Origin of the sequence: Methylococcus mesophilus (assembly GCF_026247885.1) — a bacterium.
Lineage (GTDB): Bacteria > Pseudomonadota > Gammaproteobacteria > Methylococcales > Methylococcaceae > Methylococcus > Methylococcus mesophilus.
Genome location: NZ_CP110921.1, coordinates 2,647,822 through 2,662,807 on the forward strand (window position 1 = coordinate 2,647,822; position 14,986 = coordinate 2,662,807).

General features: G+C 64.8%; 15 protein-coding genes. 7 read left to right on the forward strand and 8 right to left on the reverse strand.

The annotated features are described in order from the left end of the window. Positions 1 to 22 precede the first annotated feature (22 nt). Entirely contained in the window at positions 23 to 2,227 is a 2,205-nt protein-coding gene (locus OOT43_RS12550; protein WP_266020927.1) for a cellulose-binding domain-containing protein, read from the reverse strand. 244 nt (positions 2,228 to 2,471) lie between these two features. Here OOT43_RS12550 and OOT43_RS12555 point away from each other — a divergent pair, with 244 nt between their 5' ends. From OOT43_RS12555 to nfi, 4 genes are read left to right on the forward strand one after another with little or no spacing between them, the layout of a single operon-like run. Further along, positions 2,472 to 2,834 carry a diacylglycerol kinase gene (locus tag OOT43_RS12555; protein ID WP_266020928.1) on the forward strand — a complete coding sequence of 121 codons (363 nt, stop codon included), beginning with the start codon at positions 2,472 to 2,474 and terminating at the stop codon, positions 2,832 to 2,834. A 55-nt stretch (positions 2,835 to 2,889) separates the two neighbouring features. Next, a complete protein-coding gene (locus OOT43_RS12560; RefSeq protein WP_266020929.1) occupies positions 2,890 to 3,822 on the forward strand; it encodes a carbohydrate kinase family protein in 933 nt (310 codons plus the stop codon). 2 nt (positions 3,823 to 3,824) lie between these two features. Continuing rightward, positions 3,825 to 4,613, forward strand: coding sequence for a nucleoside triphosphate pyrophosphohydrolase (gene mazG, locus OOT43_RS12565; protein ID WP_266020930.1), 789 nt, complete (start codon positions 3,825 to 3,827; stop codon positions 4,611 to 4,613). 3 nt (positions 4,614 to 4,616) lie between these two features. Beyond that, the gene (nfi, locus tag OOT43_RS12570; protein WP_266020931.1) at positions 4,617 to 5,285 is read left to right on the forward strand and encodes a deoxyribonuclease V; all 669 of its coding nucleotides are present in this window, start codon (positions 4,617 to 4,619) and stop codon (positions 5,283 to 5,285) included. 9 nt (positions 5,286 to 5,294) lie between these two features. On the opposite strand, the gene OOT43_RS12575 is transcribed toward nfi, so the two are convergent. The 4 genes from OOT43_RS12575 to OOT43_RS12590 all read right to left on the reverse strand — a co-directional run bounded on the left by OOT43_RS12575 (position 5,295) and on the right by OOT43_RS12590 (position 7,483). Next, entirely contained in the window at positions 5,295 to 5,516 is a 222-nt protein-coding gene (locus OOT43_RS12575) for an acetyltransferase (RefSeq protein ID WP_266020932.1), read from the reverse strand. 128 nt (positions 5,517 to 5,644) lie between these two features. Then, the gene (locus OOT43_RS12580; protein WP_266020933.1) at positions 5,645 to 6,448 is read right to left on the reverse strand and encodes an SDR family NAD(P)-dependent oxidoreductase; all 804 of its coding nucleotides are present in this window, start codon (positions 6,446 to 6,448) and stop codon (positions 5,645 to 5,647) included. Between the two features lie 60 nt (positions 6,449 to 6,508). Next, entirely contained in the window at positions 6,509 to 6,937 is a 429-nt protein-coding gene (gene rpiB, locus OOT43_RS12585) for a ribose 5-phosphate isomerase B (protein ID WP_266020934.1), read from the reverse strand. 39 nt (positions 6,938 to 6,976) lie between these two features. After that, the gene (locus tag OOT43_RS12590; protein WP_266020935.1) at positions 6,977 to 7,483 is read right to left on the reverse strand and encodes a peroxiredoxin; all 507 of its coding nucleotides are present in this window, start codon (positions 7,481 to 7,483) and stop codon (positions 6,977 to 6,979) included. A gap of 181 nt (positions 7,484 to 7,664) precedes the next feature. Between OOT43_RS12590 and OOT43_RS12595 the strand changes: the two genes are divergently transcribed. Both OOT43_RS12595 and dhaK read left to right on the forward strand, forming a co-directional pair. After that, positions 7,665 to 8,681 (forward strand): Gfo/Idh/MocA family protein, encoded by a 1,017-nt coding sequence (locus tag OOT43_RS12595; RefSeq protein WP_266020936.1) that lies wholly within the window; start codon positions 7,665 to 7,667, stop codon positions 8,679 to 8,681. A 26-nt stretch (positions 8,682 to 8,707) separates the two neighbouring features. Further along, a complete protein-coding gene (dhaK, locus tag OOT43_RS12600; protein ID WP_266020937.1) occupies positions 8,708 to 9,697 on the forward strand; it encodes a dihydroxyacetone kinase subunit DhaK in 990 nt (329 codons plus the stop codon). Between the two features lie 119 nt (positions 9,698 to 9,816). Here the strand turns inward: dhaK and dhaL are convergent, their stop codons facing one another. From dhaL to edd, 3 genes are all read right to left on the reverse strand, one after another. After that, complete coding sequence (dhaL, locus tag OOT43_RS12605; RefSeq protein ID WP_266020938.1) at positions 9,817 to 10,455, reverse strand: dihydroxyacetone kinase subunit DhaL; 639 nt, start codon at positions 10,453 to 10,455, stop codon at positions 9,817 to 9,819. Between the two features lie 295 nt (positions 10,456 to 10,750). Next, entirely contained in the window at positions 10,751 to 11,374 is a 624-nt protein-coding gene (locus OOT43_RS12610) for a bifunctional 4-hydroxy-2-oxoglutarate aldolase/2-dehydro-3-deoxy-phosphogluconate aldolase (RefSeq protein ID WP_266020939.1), read from the reverse strand. A 31-nt stretch (positions 11,375 to 11,405) separates the two neighbouring features. Continuing rightward, a complete protein-coding gene (gene edd / locus OOT43_RS12615; protein WP_266020940.1) occupies positions 11,406 to 13,235 on the reverse strand; it encodes a phosphogluconate dehydratase in 1,830 nt (609 codons plus the stop codon). Positions 13,236 to 13,497: 262 nt separating this feature from the next. Here edd and zwf point away from each other — a divergent pair, with 262 nt between their 5' ends. Beyond that, the gene (zwf, locus tag OOT43_RS12620; protein WP_266020941.1) at positions 13,498 to 14,985 is read left to right on the forward strand and encodes a glucose-6-phosphate dehydrogenase; all 1,488 of its coding nucleotides are present in this window, start codon (positions 13,498 to 13,500) and stop codon (positions 14,983 to 14,985) included. Position 14,986: the final 1 nt, after the last annotated feature.

Here is a 14,986-nt window from a genome sequence, read left to right on the forward strand (position 1 = left end):
CGCTCCCCGGTTCGATTGGAGCCTATTGCGACAGTAGGCTTTTCACCGCATCGTACTTGGGCGCGGAACCCTGGTCGCGGTATTCCAGCAGTCCCCAAGCCCCCCATTTCGAATAGGGCTCCACGCTGTTCCACAGGTTGTAGAGTCCGCCGCCCGCGGCGCTCCAGGCGTTCAGGTGCTGGGTGTAGGCCGCGCCCATCCGGCTGTCGCGGTTGGCGGCCAGAAACAGATCGGTGACGGCGCTGTTGTCGACCACCGCTCCGACGCCCGCCAGGTGCTGCCCGCCTTCGTAGGCGATCAGCTCCAGGCCGTATTCCGCTGCGATGGCCTTGTTCTGCACCATCTGCTGCCTTGCGTCCTCCAGCGCGCCGCCCGCCGGGCTGTTGGCGAACGAACCGCCCTGCAGGAGTTCGGCGAACAGGCTGGCCAAGCCACCGTCGGCTTGGCCGGTCCACGCGTTTACGGCGGTCAGATGCTCCGGCAATCCGAGGTAGTAGCCGAAATAAGGTGCGATGGCCAGCGCACGGATGTTGTGCTGCACACACGAGGTTCCGCCGTTTTCCGCCGCCCATAGCGGACAATCCAGCGACTGCGCGGCGGTCCAGGTGTTGGCCGCCTGGGCACCCATGACGCACACCACCCGGCCGAACGACGCTCCCCAGACCGCCTTCCAGATGTCGCAGACCTGCGCGGTCCGCATGCCGTACCATTGCAGTCGCTTGCCGAAGGTCGTATCGCCGGCGCTGGGCCAGCGCGTCAAGGCCTGGTTCTCCATCCAACTACCGGCGGAAAACGCGCCGTTCCAGGCTTCGTTGCTGTATTCGACGTAGACTTTGCGGCTTGAGGCGAGCGTGTTTTTTACCAGGGTGGCGAAACTGCGCACATAGTCGTCGTCCGCGTGCGTCGGAATGTTCACCCAGATATCGGCATTCAGCTGATTGCCGAGCGCGACTGCCATTTCCACCGGGCCGCCGTCGCCCTGGTCGGATACCCAGGTCACGTCGTCGGGCAGGGTGCGATCGGCCCAGAGTTCGACCCGCGAATTGTTGGTGTTCTGGAACGCCATGAAGCGAACGGCTTTAAAGCTCCCCAGGTTGCGGAGGAAACGGGGGTCGAACGGCTGGGCCGCGTAAACTTGTTCGAACGACTGGCACGAACCGCCACTTGCGCAGCCGCTCTGCACCGTCGAAGGATCGCAATACGCGGCCGGATCGTTGCTGCACACTCCGCCGCCCTGCAACACTCGTATATTCCTGAGGTAATTGCCGGTCTTGTTGGGATCGGTGGCCTTGATGGAGAACTGGAACCAGCTCTGAACCCCGTCGGTCGAGACGTCTATCACGTCGTGCCCCGGTGAGGACAGCGAGGCATTCCTGCTCGCGCCGCGGCCGTAAGCCAAAGTGCCTTCGCCGTCGTAAAGGACGACGAATCGTCCCGCCGGCGCAGCGGAAGTCAGGCCGGTCGGAACCAGGGTCGCGACCGACGTGTAGTTGGTGCCGGTGTTCGCGCCCTGGCTAGGGTCGGGCAATGAACGCGGATAGCCGTTCGAATCCAGCACCAGCTTAGCCTGCTCCCGCGTGTTCCAGGCGCTGCCGCCCGGCTCGACGAAAGTGCTGCAGTACGGGTCCTGGTACGAGTCGCACTGGGTCAGCCAGGGCTCCGACAGCTTGAACAGATTCAGGAACGGCACCTCGGTCCCGTAGTAGGTCAGCCCGGTGATGTTGATGCCGATCGGGCTCGCCGCCGCGCCCGGCGTCGGCGTCGGCGTCGGCGTCGGCGTCGGAGTCGGAGTCGGAGTCGGAGTCGGAGTCGGAGTCGATGAGCATTGTGCCCCATTGAGCGTCATGCCCGAAGGAATCCCGTTGACTCCGGAATAGCTGGCATCGAATCCGAACTCGATGATCCCTCCGCTCGGTACCTTGCGGTTGGAATCCAGGTGGCGCACGGTGACCGCGGATCGCTTTTGCGACCATCGGCCGTTCCACAGCCGGGTGACCCGTTGTCCATTGGGCATGTTCCAGACTACGGTCCAGCCGCTCAGCGCGCTGCCCGAGTTGGTTACCCTCACGCCGGCGGTAAAGGTGCTAGCCGCCTGGCTGGTAATGGTGTATTCGAAGCTGCACGCATTGGCCGCCCATGCCGGAACCGAGGAAACGACCCAAACACATGGGCTCAAGGCCAAAAGCCAGAGTGGATTCTTGAGATGACCGCTTCGCTTCGTATCCATGACTCACTCCTCTGCGTAGGCCGATTGCACGACGCTCTCGGACGGATGCGTGGCCCACGGCCCGCTCAGCACCGTCAACCCGCCATCATCCTGGCGATAAAGCCACCATCGCTTCTTGACTGCAAAGCATAGCGCTTTTTCGCGTTCAGTTTGATAGCCGAGCCACAACACGGTTGTAACCTCTAAGTGTGATAGTGGCTGATTGCAACTTTGGCTTTTGACAACCGTTTTCGAAGGAAATTGCATGGCTGGACAAAATCTCAAGGGCTTTGCCCGCCTTTACGCCGCGTTCATCAATTCTCTCGCCGGCTTCCGCGCTACCTGGCACCACGAAGAGGCTTTCCGCCAGGAGTGCTGGCTGGCCCTGGCCGGCGTGCCGCTCGGACTGTGGCTGGGCCAGACGGGGATCGAGCGGGCGTTGCTGGTAGGCGTGCTGATCAACGTCCTGATCGTGGAGCTGCTCAACACCGCCGTCGAGGTGACGATCGACCGCATCGGCATCGAGCGGAATAACCTCTCCGGCCGGGCCAAGGACATCGGTTCCGCGGCGGTGCTGAGTTCGCTGATCCTTGCCGGAGCCGTGTGGCTCCTCGTCTTGATTCGTTGAAGCACTCTCGGCACACTAGGTCGTTTAACTCCGACCACAGCAGGACGATACCGGCATGAGCGCTCTCATCTGCGGCTCCATGGCCTATGACACCATCATGGTGTTTCAGGACCGTTTCAAACACCACATCCTGCCCGATCAGGTTCATATCCTGAACGTTTCCTTCCTGGTACCCGAGTTGCGCCGCGAATACGGCGGCTGTGCCGGCAACATCGCCTACAACCTCAAACTGCTGGGCCACGACCCGCTGCCGATGGCCACCGTCGGCAAGGATTTCGGACCGTATGCCCAATGGATGGCGTACTGCGGCGTCCGGCGCGACTACATCCGCACGGTCGAAGACAGCTACACCGCGCAGGCGTACATCACCACAGACATGGACGACAACCAGATCACGGCTTTTCATCCGGGAGCCATGTCCTTCTCCCATCTGAACGACGTGCCGGCCGACGCCGGCATCCGCCTCGGCATCGTGGCACCCGACGGCAAGGACGGTATGCTCCAGCATGCGCGCCAGTTCGCCGATGCCCGCATCCCCTTCATCTTCGATCCGGGCCAGGGCATGCCCATGTTCGACGGCGAGGAGCTGCTCAAGTTCATCGAGCTGGCGAACTGGGTCACGCTGAACGACTACGAGGCGCGCCTGATGCAGGAGCGGACCGGCCTGAATCCGGCCCAGCTCGCCGAACGGGTCGATGCCGTGATCGTCACGCGCGGTGCCGGCGGCTCGGTCGTCTACGCCGCCGGCGCCTGCCATGAAATCCCCGCCGCGCGTCCCACTGCCGTGCTCGATCCCACCGGCTGCGGAGATGCCTACCGAGCCGGGCTGATCTACGGCCTGCTCGAAGACCTGGACTGGGTGACCACGGGCCGGATCGCCTCACTCATGGGCGCGATCAAGGTGGAAACCGCCGGTACCCAGAATCACAGCTTCTCGCTCGAGGCCTTCCGGGAACGCTTCCGCGAAAACTTCGACTACACCTTCTGACCGTGCAGCAGACCCGCCGCCTCATCGGGATCATGGCCCGCTTGCGGGACCCGGACACGGGCTGCCCGTGGGACCGCCAGCAGGACTTCGCCAGCCTGATCCCGTACACGCTGGAAGAGGCCTACGAAGTCGCCGATGCCATCGAGCGGGGAGATTTCGCCGATCTGCGCGACGAGCTGGGCGATCTGCTCTTGCAGGTCGCGTTCCATTCGCGGATGGCGGAGGAACAGGGACTGTTCGATTTCGAAGCCGTCGCCGCAGCGATCGCCGACAAGCTGGAGCGCCGCCATCCACACGTCTTCGCCGGCCTCGACTTCGACAGCGACGCAGAACGGCTGCGCTACTGGGAGGCGTCCAAGCTCGAAGAACAGTCGGAGAAGACCGGCCGGACCCCCGGCAGCGTTCTCGAAGGCGTCGCCGCCGCGCTGCCAGCTTTGATGGAAGCCCAGAAGCTGCAGAAGCGCGCGGCCCGCCACGGCTTCGACTGGAATGCGCCCGAAGCGGTATTCGGCAAAGTCCGCGAAGAGTTGGACGAGTTGGAAGAAGCCGTGGCCTCCGGCGATACGGCGCATGTGCGGGAGGAAATGGGCGATCTGCTGTTCGTGCTGGTCAACCTCGCCCGCCACCTGGACGTGGATGCCGAAACCGCGCTGCGCGACGGCAACCGCAAGTTCCGCCGGCGTTTCCAATTCATCGAGGAATGCGTCAACCGGACCGGCAAACGGCTGGCCGACTGCACCCTGGCCGAACTCGATGCCTTCTGGGACGAGGCCAAGCGGGCCGGGCACTGATTCATGGGCTTGGCGCTCTGCCACGAGCATCGCTGGGATCTGAGCCCAAAGGAAGCGGCCAACCTGCAGACCCAGCTCCGCCCGCTGGTGCTGGCCGAAGACGCGCTTCCTGCCGAAATCCGCACCGTGGCCGGCGTGGACGTGGGCTTCGAGGACCAGGGCAGCATCACCCGGGCCGCGGTCGCCGTGCTCGAATTTCCCTGCCTCCGCCTGATAGACCAAGCCATCGTTCGCCAGCCGACCCGTTTCCCCTACGTTCCCGGCCTGCTTTCCTTTCGCGAACTGCCCGCGCTGCTCGAAGCGCTGGAGCGGCTGAATCTCCTCCCCGAACTCATCCTGGTGGACGGCCACGGCTACGCGCACCCGCGGCGTTTCGGCATCGCCTGCCATCTCGGGGTGCTTACGGGAATTCCGACCATCGGCGTCGGCAAGACGCGCCTCGTCGGAACACAGGGAGAATTGGGGGAGGAGCGGGGAAGTTGGATACCGCTGATCGACAGGGAGGAGACCATCGGCGCGGTAGTGCGGACCCGCCGGGGCGTCCAGCCGGTGTACGTCTCGGTCGGCCATCGGCTGAGCCTGCCGACCGCGGTGGACTGGGTGCTGCGCTGCGCCCCCAGGTACCGCCTGCCGGAAACGACCCGGCAGGCACACCGTCTCGCTTCCGGCTGAAGCCGGAAGTTATTTTTTCAACTCGCTATCGCGGTAGTGGGGATCGACCCAGCAGCGGGGCAAATCCTCGCCCGAGGGGAACACCAAGTCCGACTTGTCGAACTTCTCCGGATCCTGCATCTCTTCCCCGTAATGCAAACGGCCCGGCACCAGCTTGTGGATGGGATTGAACAAATCGCCGAGGCCGAGAATCTCGACCAGATGTCCGTTCTGTTTTTTCTTGAGAAACATGGGTCTTCTCCATCTATGGCTGAAACGGCAATCCGAAGGCGATTCGCATATCGACGATCGATCCATCGGTCCCGCGCAAAGACTACTCCCTCCGCGAAAACATTTTCAACATGCGGTGCGCTTAGACATCACCCTCGCGGCCTAAGCAGCATCGCATTGATCGCGAGGGTGATGCGCCGGGGCGCCATCTGCCCGCCAAACGCGAGAAGTTTCGCGAACGGCCCGGGAACGCAGACCATCCGACCCCGCTGCATCGCGCGATAGCCCGCCTTCGCCACCGACTCGGGCCGGCCGGTCATGAAAGAGCGGTATAACAGGGTCCTGGCAAACTCCCCCGCTTCCTGGAACCGGGTCTCGATCGGACCGGGACACAAGGCCGTGACACCGACCCCCGAACCTCGCAGCTCGGCGCCGAGCCCTCCGGAAAAGGAAAGCACGAACGCTTTCGACGCGTAATAGACCGCGGCGCCGGGGCCGCCCGGCTGCAGGGCGGCGAGCGAGGCCACGTTCAAAATCCTGCCGGACCGGCGCATCAGCATGCCGGGCAGGAACAGTTTGGTGAGATGAACCACGGCGGCGGTGTTCAACCGCATCATCGCCAGTTCGTCCTCCAGCCCCGTGTCCCGGAAACCGCCCTGCACTCCAACTCCCGCGTTATTGACCAGATAGTCGACGGCAATCCCCGCCGCAGCCACGGCGGCGTGGACGGAGGCGGGCGCTTCCGGTTCGGACAGATCCGCCGTAATGGTCATCGCGTCGATGCCGTGGCGGCTCCTGAGCTGCCCGGCGAGGGTGTCCAGACGATCCCGGTTGCGTGCCACCAGGATCAGGCCAATGCCGTCGGCGGCGAACAGCCGAGCGAGGTCGGCGCCGATGCCGGAAGAAGCCCCGGTGATCAGCGCCGTTTTCTTGCCATCTGCTGTCGTATTCATGACAGTGTCTCCATTGCGGTTTCACACACCCCGTTCAACATTCCCCGGCGGACGCTGGATCTATTCGTCGATCGCCACGATCCGGGGAATGTGCCTGCCGCCCTCGAAGCCGGTCGAGAGAAACGTCTCCACGATCTTCTTGGCCATGTCCAAAGTGACGATGCGCTGGCCCATGGCGATGCAGTTGGCGTCGTTGTGCCAGCGGGTGAGGTAGGCGGTTTCTTCGTTGAAACAGTAGCCGCAGCGGCAGCCTTTGACCCGATTGGCGACGATGGCCTCGCCATTGCCGCTGCCGCCGAGGACGATGCCGCGCTCGACGTCGCCGCGGGCCACGGCCAAGGCGCAGGGGCGTATCCAGGTGGGGTAGTCGGTACGCTCGTCGCTGAAGCAGCCGTAGTCGACGACTTCATGGCCGAGCGAGGTCAGCCAGGCGCGGAGTTGTTCCTTGTGGTCGAAACCGGCGTGATCGGATGCGATGCCTATTTTCATGAGGGATTCCTTGCGTAAGGTTGCGGACGGGTAGCCTCGCTACAGATGCGCCAGCACGGCCTCCGCATTCGAGACTTCGAACTTGCCGGAGGCTTCGACGCCGAGGTATTTGACCACACCGTCGTCGACGATCATGGCGAAGCGGTGGCAGCGGACACCCATGCCATTGGCGGTGAGGTCGCGATCGAGGCCGAGCTTTTTGGCATAGTCGGCGCTGCCGTCGGCCATCATGCGCACCTTGCCGGCGGCCTTTTGCTCGCGGCCCCAGGCGGCCATCACAAAAGCGTCGTTGACGGCCATGCACCAGATTTCGTCCACGCCTTTGGCCTTGAGCGAGTCGTAGTTGGCCACGAAGCCAGGCAAATGCTTGACCGAACAGGTGGGGGTGAAGGCGCCGGGCACGCCGAAGATCACGAGCTTCTTGCCTTTGGCCTGTTCGCCGACAGCGAGCCCCTTGGGATTCATCGGACAAGCGGTGGCCGGATCGAACTCGGTGCATTCGGTGAGCGTGCCGTCGGGCAGGCGATCTCCTACTTGGATGGTCATGGAATATCCTCCGGATACTTTGTTATAGGATGGGCGAAACGGAGAATGGCCCAAGCGATTGCGGAAGTCAAAACCTGGCGGCCGACAAAACCTCATGAGTTTCATGGATTTGGAACGCCGAGCCGGCGCCGCCGTCCTGTGCTAGAGTCCCCGCCCTGAATCTGCGATCAGGAGACACACCATGGACAAGCCATCCAAACTCCGCTGGGGCATCCTCGGCGCGGCGCGCGTCAACGAGCGCCTGATGCCCGCCATCGTCGAAGCCTCGAATTCCGAACTCATCGCCATCGCCAGCCGGCGCCCTGGCGCCGCCGCGGAAACCCTGGCCAAATACGCCCCGCACGAGCTGGGAGTACGCTGCTACGACCAGCCCGAAGCCCTGCTCGCCGATGCCGAGGTGGAGGCCGTCTATCTCCCCATGGCCAATCACGAGCACGCCGAATGGGCGGTGCGGGCGCTGCAGGCCGGCAAACACGTGCTGTGCGAGAAGCCCATGGCGCTGACGGCGGCGGATATCGACGCGATCGAGGCCTCGGCCCGCGGACGCGGCCTCACGGTGATGGAAGGCTTCATGTACCGCTTCCATCCCCAGCACGCCCGTGTGCTGGAGATCGTCCGCTCCGGTGTGATCGGCGAAGTGCGCTATGCCCGCGCCAGCTATTCGTTCATGATGCGCCCGGCCCGGCGCTATCGCCTGGCGCAGGATGTCCGGCACGGCGGCGGCGCGATGTGGGACATCGGGCCCTATGCAGTGCATTCCTTGCGCCTGTGCTTCGAACAGGACCCGATCGCGGTAGCGGCGATGGCGAAATACGTCGAGAGCGGCGCGGACATCGCCACCAGCGGCATCATCGACTTCGGCGACGGCCGGCGCGGCCATTTCGACATCAGCTTCGAATGCGCGCGGCGTTCGGAGTACGAAATCACCGGCACCCTGGGCGGCGTGAAATGCCACACCGCCTGGCAGAATCCGGGCGACGTGCCGGTCATCTCGTGGTGGACCGAGGACGGCCGCCAGTGGGTCGAGCAGCTGCCGGTCGCCAACCATTTCCGGCTGGAGATCGAACACTTCGCCGACTGCGTGATGAACGGCAAGCTGCCGCTGCTGTCGCTGGACGATGCCAAGATGAATTGCCGGACCCTCGTGGCCGCGCTGGAATCCGCCGCCAGCGGCCAAACCGTGAAATTGAACGACTGAATCTTTTGTCGGCCCCAAGGAACCCCATGAAAAAATTCATCAACACGGTCGAGGATTTTCTGGACGAAAGCCTGCGCGGCTTCGCCAAGGCCCATGCCGACATCGTCGATTTCAGCCCCGAACCCCGTTTCGTGTCCCGCAAGGCGCCGGCAAAGGCGGGCAAGGTGGCGCTGGTCTCGGGCGGAGGATCGGGGCACGAGCCCCTGCATACCGGCTTCGTCGGCCTGGGCATGCTGGACGCCGCCTGCCCCGGCCAAGTCTTCACCTCGCCCACCCCGGACCAGATGTTAGCGGCCGCCCAGGCCGTGGACCACGGCGGCGGCATCCTGTTCATCGTCAAAAACTACGCCGGCGACGTGATGAACTTCGAAATCGCCGCCGAGATGCTGGACATTCCCCACGACTCGCTACTCGTGCACGACGACGTCTCCCTCCCCGAAAACCGGGGCATGGGCCGGCGCGGCATCGCCGGCACCACGGTGGTGGAGAAGATCGTCGGCGCGGCGGCGGAAGCCGGCTACGACCTCGCCGCCTGCAAGGCCTTGGGGGAACGCGTGGTCCATGCCACCGCCTCCATGGGCGTCGCCCTGACCAGTTGCACCGTGCCAGCCTTGGGCAAGCCGATGTTCGAGCTCGGGGGGCAGGAAATGGAAATGGGGGTCGGCATCCACGGCGAGCGCGGGCGGGAGCGCATGGCACTGGGCAACGCCGGCGAGATCGTGGACTACATCGCCGCCGTCATCGACGAGGAACTGCAGCCTCAAGCCGGCCAGCCGGTGCTGCTGCACGTCAACGGCTTCGGCGGCACTCCCTTGATCGAGCTGCATCTGGTGTACGGGCTGGCGCACCGGTACTGGAGCGGACGCGGCGTCGACATCGCGCGCTCACTGGTAGGGAATTACACCACTTCGCTGGACATGGCCGGCTGCTCCCTCACCCTGACCCGGCTGGACGAGGAAATGCTCCGGCTGTGGGACGCGCCGGTACACACGGCCGCCTTGCGCTGGGGATGCTGAGGCGGTCGGGGAAGTCAAGACGCGCATCTCGCACAGATACAAAGGCGGATGCCGACAGGCGATCCACCGACCAAGTGACCCGTTTCGAACCGGCGGAACCCGAAAAAGACGGTTCCGCCCTACCGCGATTTTCCGGTCAGGACCTCGGCGATGGCCGAAATCATCAACTGGCTGCTGCGGGCGCCGGCATCGACGTGGCCGATGGCGCGCTCGCCAAGGAATGAAGCGCGGCCCTTGGTGGCGATCATATCGCGGGTGGATTCCATGCCCGCCTCGGCGGCGCGGCTCACCTCGTCCACCAGTTGCGGCAAAGGCAGCGCATGCTCAGCCGCCGATTTCAGGGCGTCAGCCACCGGGATCAGCACGTCCAGCATGGTCTTCTCGCCCCGATCCGCCTTGCCGCGCGCCTTCATTGCCTCCACGCCCTGAGCGAAGGCCTCGGCCAGATTCGCCAGATTCATTTCCCGGTCTTTCATGGCCTTGCCCGTGGCGATGAACAACGTACCGTACAGCGAGCCCGACGCCCCGCCCACCGACGACATCAGAGTCATGCCGATTTTCTGCAGAGCAGCCGGCCAGTCCAGTGCCGAGATACTTTCGGCCTGCTTCGCCAGGGCATCCAGGCCCCGCTGCAAGTTGAGGACATGATCGCCGTCGCCGATGGCCTGATCGAGAGCGGTCACCTCCTCGGCATGGGTGTGGATAGCCGAAGCGGCGCCTTGGACGAGGCTGGGGATGAGATGGGGAGTAGCCGGCATCGGATCACCTTTCATACAGATGGTGGAAGCTGAAGCGTTTGGTGACTTCGATCAACGCGTCCAAGGGCGATGAATATTGAATCGTCGGTTTTCGCATGGCAGTCTCGCGACAGCCGTCGGCGATTGAATTCCGGAATTACTCGCCGCATAAACTCGTCGAACGAGGGCACAGTAGACGCCGCATCGCCGTGAGCGGAGCTACAGACCATCCCCCCTTGATCAGCTTGGCGCGGACTCGATACGTCCGTGGAACGATGCGGACGGCCCATCGACGGGCCGTCCCTGCCAGGACGCTTCAGGGCTTGAGCGCGGCCGCTTCTTTCGCCAGGCGGGTGATTTCCGCCCAGTTGCCGGCGGCGACGAGGTCCTTGGGGGTCAGCCAGGAGCCGCCGACGCAGACCACGTTGGGGAGCTTGAAGAAATCCGGGGCGTTCTGGGCGTTGATGCCACCGGTCGGGCAGAACCGGACCTGCGGGAACGGGCCGCGGAAGGAGTCCAGCATCTTGATGCCGCCGGCGGCCACCGCCGGGAAGAATTTCATCACGGTCAGCCCGCCTTCGAGCACCTGCATCACCTCGGTAGTGGTGGCGACGCCGGGGAAGAACGGCAGCTTGCTGTCGACGATCGCCTTGAGCAGGGTCGGGGTGGTGCCGGGCGAGACGCCGAACTGGGCGCCGGCGGCGATCGAGGCTTCGAGCTGGGCCGGGGTGGCGATGGTGCCGACGCCGACGATGGCGTCCGGGACTTCCTGGCGGATGGCTTTGACGGCTTCGAGCCCGGCGGCGGTGCGCAGGGTGATTTCCAGCACGCGGATGCCGCCCTCGACCAGGGCGCGGGCCAGCGGCACAGCGTCTTCGGGGCGGTCCACCACCATCACGGGCATGACGCTGGTGGCGTCGATGATCTGATCCAGATTCATAGTTTTTCCTAAGGTTGCAGAAGGGCGCGCCTCAGCGGCCGCCGTCGTCGAAATTGAAGGTGAAGGCGCCGCGTTCCGGCGTGTCGGCCAGATGGCGGAAGCCGCTGAACAGTTCCCGTCCGCTGCCGAACTGGTTACCGGACAGGTCGTCCGTCACAGGTTCGCGCAGCGACCAGCGGTCGGCCGGCACTTCGGCTTCCAGTTTGCCCTGCACGGCGTCGAGCAGAATGGTATCGCCGGTGCGCAGCAGAGTCAGCGGGCCGCCCATGGCGCATTCCGGCGAGATGTGGATGGCCGCCGGCACCTTGCCGGAGGCGCCGGACATGCGGCCGTCGGTGATCAGGGCGACCTTGAAGCCGCGGTCCTGCAGCGAGGCCAGGGCCGGCGTAAGCTGGTGCAGCTCGGGCATGCCGTTGGCGCGGGGGCCCTGGAAGCGCAGCACGGCGACGAAATCGCGCTCCAGCTCGCCGCGCTTGAAGGCGTCGATCAGCTCGTCCTGGCTCTCGAACACGATGGCGGGAGCGCGCACCACCCGGTTTTCCGGCGCCACCGCCGAAACCTTGATGACGCCACGGCCGATGTTGCCGGTGACCAGGCGCAGGCCGCCGTCCGGGCTGAACGGTCCGCTCGCCGGGGCGAGCACCGCCGGGTCGTGGCTCTTTTCCGGCGCATCGCGCCAAGCCAGGGTACCGTTCTCCAGCCAGGGCTCTTCCGCCCAGCGGCGCAGGCCGGGGCCGAGGATCGTCTGCACGTCTTCGTGCAGCAGGCCGGCGTCGAGCAGTTCCCGGATCAGGAAGCCCATGCCGCCGGCGGCATGGAAGTGGTTCACGTCTGCCTTGCCGTTGGGGTAGACCCGGGCCAGCAGGGGCACGACAGCGGAGAGGTCGTTGAAGTCGTCCCAGTTGATCTCGATCCCCGCGGCACGGGCGATCGCCACCAGATGGATGGTGTGGTTGGTCGAACCGCCGGTCGCCAGCAGGCCGACAATGGCGTTGACGATGACGCGCTCGTCCACGATGTGGCAGAGGGCGGGCGCGGTGGCGTCCTGGGCCAGCTCCGCTGCCACCCGGGTGGCGGCGCGGGTCAAGGCATCGCGCAGCGGCGTGCCGGGGTTGACGAAGGACGAGCCCGGCAGTTGCAGGCCCATGATCTCCAGCAGCATCTGGTTGCTGTTGGCGGTGCCGTAGAAGGTACAGGTGCCGGCGCCGTGATAGGACGCCATCTCGGATTCGAGCAGCGCGTCGCGGCCGACCTTGCCTTCGGCGAATTCCTGCCGGACCTTGGCCTTCTCCGAGTTCGAGATGCCGGACACCATCGGGCCGGCCGGCACGAACACGCCGGGCAGATGGCCGAAGCGCAGCGCGGCGATGAGGAGGCCCGGCACGATCTTGTCGCAGACGCCGAGGTAGAGGCTGGCGTCGAACACGTGGTGCGAAAGGGCCACGGCGGTGGACAGCGCGATCACGTCGCGCGAGAACAGCGACAGCTCCATCCCGGTCTGGCCCTGGGTCACGCCGTCGCACATCGCCGGCACGCCGCCTGCGACCTGTGCGGTAACGCCGGCCCGGCGTGCCTCGGCCTTGATGATCTCGGGGTAGTGCTCATAGGGCTGATGCGCCGAAAGCATGTCGTTGTAGGCGGTGACGATGCCGATGTTCGGCGCGGTCGCGGCCTTCAGCACCAGCTTGTCGTTGGCGGGCGTCGCCGCATAGGCATGGGCCACGTTGGTACAGGCGATGTGGGAGCGCTCGACACCCTTCTGGCGTGCGCGGTGCATGAGTTCGAGGTAGGCCGCCCGGCGGTCGTGGCTGCGGGCGCGGATGCGGTCGGTCACGTCGACCAGTGTCTGGTGCAGGAACATGGGTTCGTCGATGCTCTTCTTCTGTGGGGCGCCGGGAAAGCACCCATCGCCGGAGATAAAACCTTCGCATTTAAGCCAAGCGGGAAACGAGTGTCAAGAAACGGCAACACACTGTCTTCTGCTGTGAATTTCTCGCCATTGCTCGACAGCCCGTATCGCGGCGACTAACATTTGTCGATTTTTGGCCGGGCTTTTTCGTTGTAGACCCGGCGCGTCACGCGCACCCTGCCGGCCACGCACTGGCGGGGGCCATAACAAGAGGATGTCAGCGGTGAGTCAGCTCCCATTTCCCGAATCGTTCAACATGGTTTTCTTCGGCGGCGCCGGCGACCTGGTCACGCGCAAGCTGCTGCCGGCGATGTACCAGTGCCACAAGAACGGCCTGCTGGTCGAAGCCGGCCATATTCTCTGCGTCGACCGGCAGGATCTGAGCGAGGAGACCTTCCTCGAACTGGCGGACGAAAAGGCCCGCCACTTCATTCCCGCCGCCGATTGGGACGAGACGGTGTGGGCCGAATTCCGCCCGCGCCTGACCTATCTGCGCATCGATGCGACCCAGCCCGAGCAGTACGCGCCGCTGAAGGAGCGGCTGAAAAAAGCGCCGGCCGCCGTCACTGTGTTCTACCTGTCCACCGCGCCGTTCCTGTTCGCGACGATCTGCGCGCATCTGACCCGGCAGGGCCTCAACGGCCCCAACAGCCGGGTGGTGCTGGAAAAGCCGCTGGGGCACGACTTGGCCTCCGCCAATGCGATCACCGCCGACGTGGACCGCTACTTCCACGAGAATCAGGTCTACCGGATCGACCATTACCTGGGCAAGGAGTCGGTGCAGAACCTGATGGCCCTGCGCTTCGGCAACGCGCTGTTCGAGCCGCTGTGGCGAAGGATGTGGATCCGCGACGTCCAGATCACCATCGCCGAGGACGTCGGCATCGGCACCCGCGCCGGCTTCTACGACAAGGCCGGGGCGCTGCGCGACATGGTGCAGAACCATCTGCTGCAGCTGCTCTGCTTCGTGGCGATGGAGCCGCCGGCCAGCCTGGATTCCAACGCCATCCGCAACGAAAAGCTCAAGGTGCTGGAATCGCTGGTGCCGTTCACCGACGAGGGCGTGCACGAAAAAACCGTGCGCGGCCAGTATCGTGCCGGCATTTCCGGCGGCAAAGCGGTGCCGGGCTACCTGGAAGAGGAGGGCATTCCGCCGGGCAGCCACACCGAGACCTTCGTCGCCATCAAGGCGGAAATCGCCAACTGGCGCTGGGCCGGGGTGCCGTTTTACCTGTTCACCGGCAAGCGGCTGGCAGAGCGGCTGGCGGAAATCGTCATCCATTTCCACGACGTCCCGCACCCGATCTTCCCGCTGCCCAAGAGCGGCGCCTGCGCGCCGGCCAAGCTGGTGATCCGCCTGCAGCCGGACGAATTCATCCGGCTCTATCTGTATGCCAAGCAGCCGGGCGATTCGATGGAACTGCAGCCCGTGTCGCTGGACTTGAACTTCGCCGAGCAGTTCAAGGTACGCCGCACCGAAGGCGGCTACGAGCGCCTGCTGCTCGACGCCATCCGCGGCAACCAGGCGCTGTTCGTGCGGCAAGACGAACAGGAGCAGGCCTGGCGCTGGGTCGAGCCGATTCTCAACACCTGGGCCAACGATCCGAAAGGACCGTTGCCCTACGCCGCGGGCACCTGGGGACCGGCCGCTTCCCTGGATCTGCTCGAACGCGACGGCATTTGCTGGCACGAGGGGAACTGAA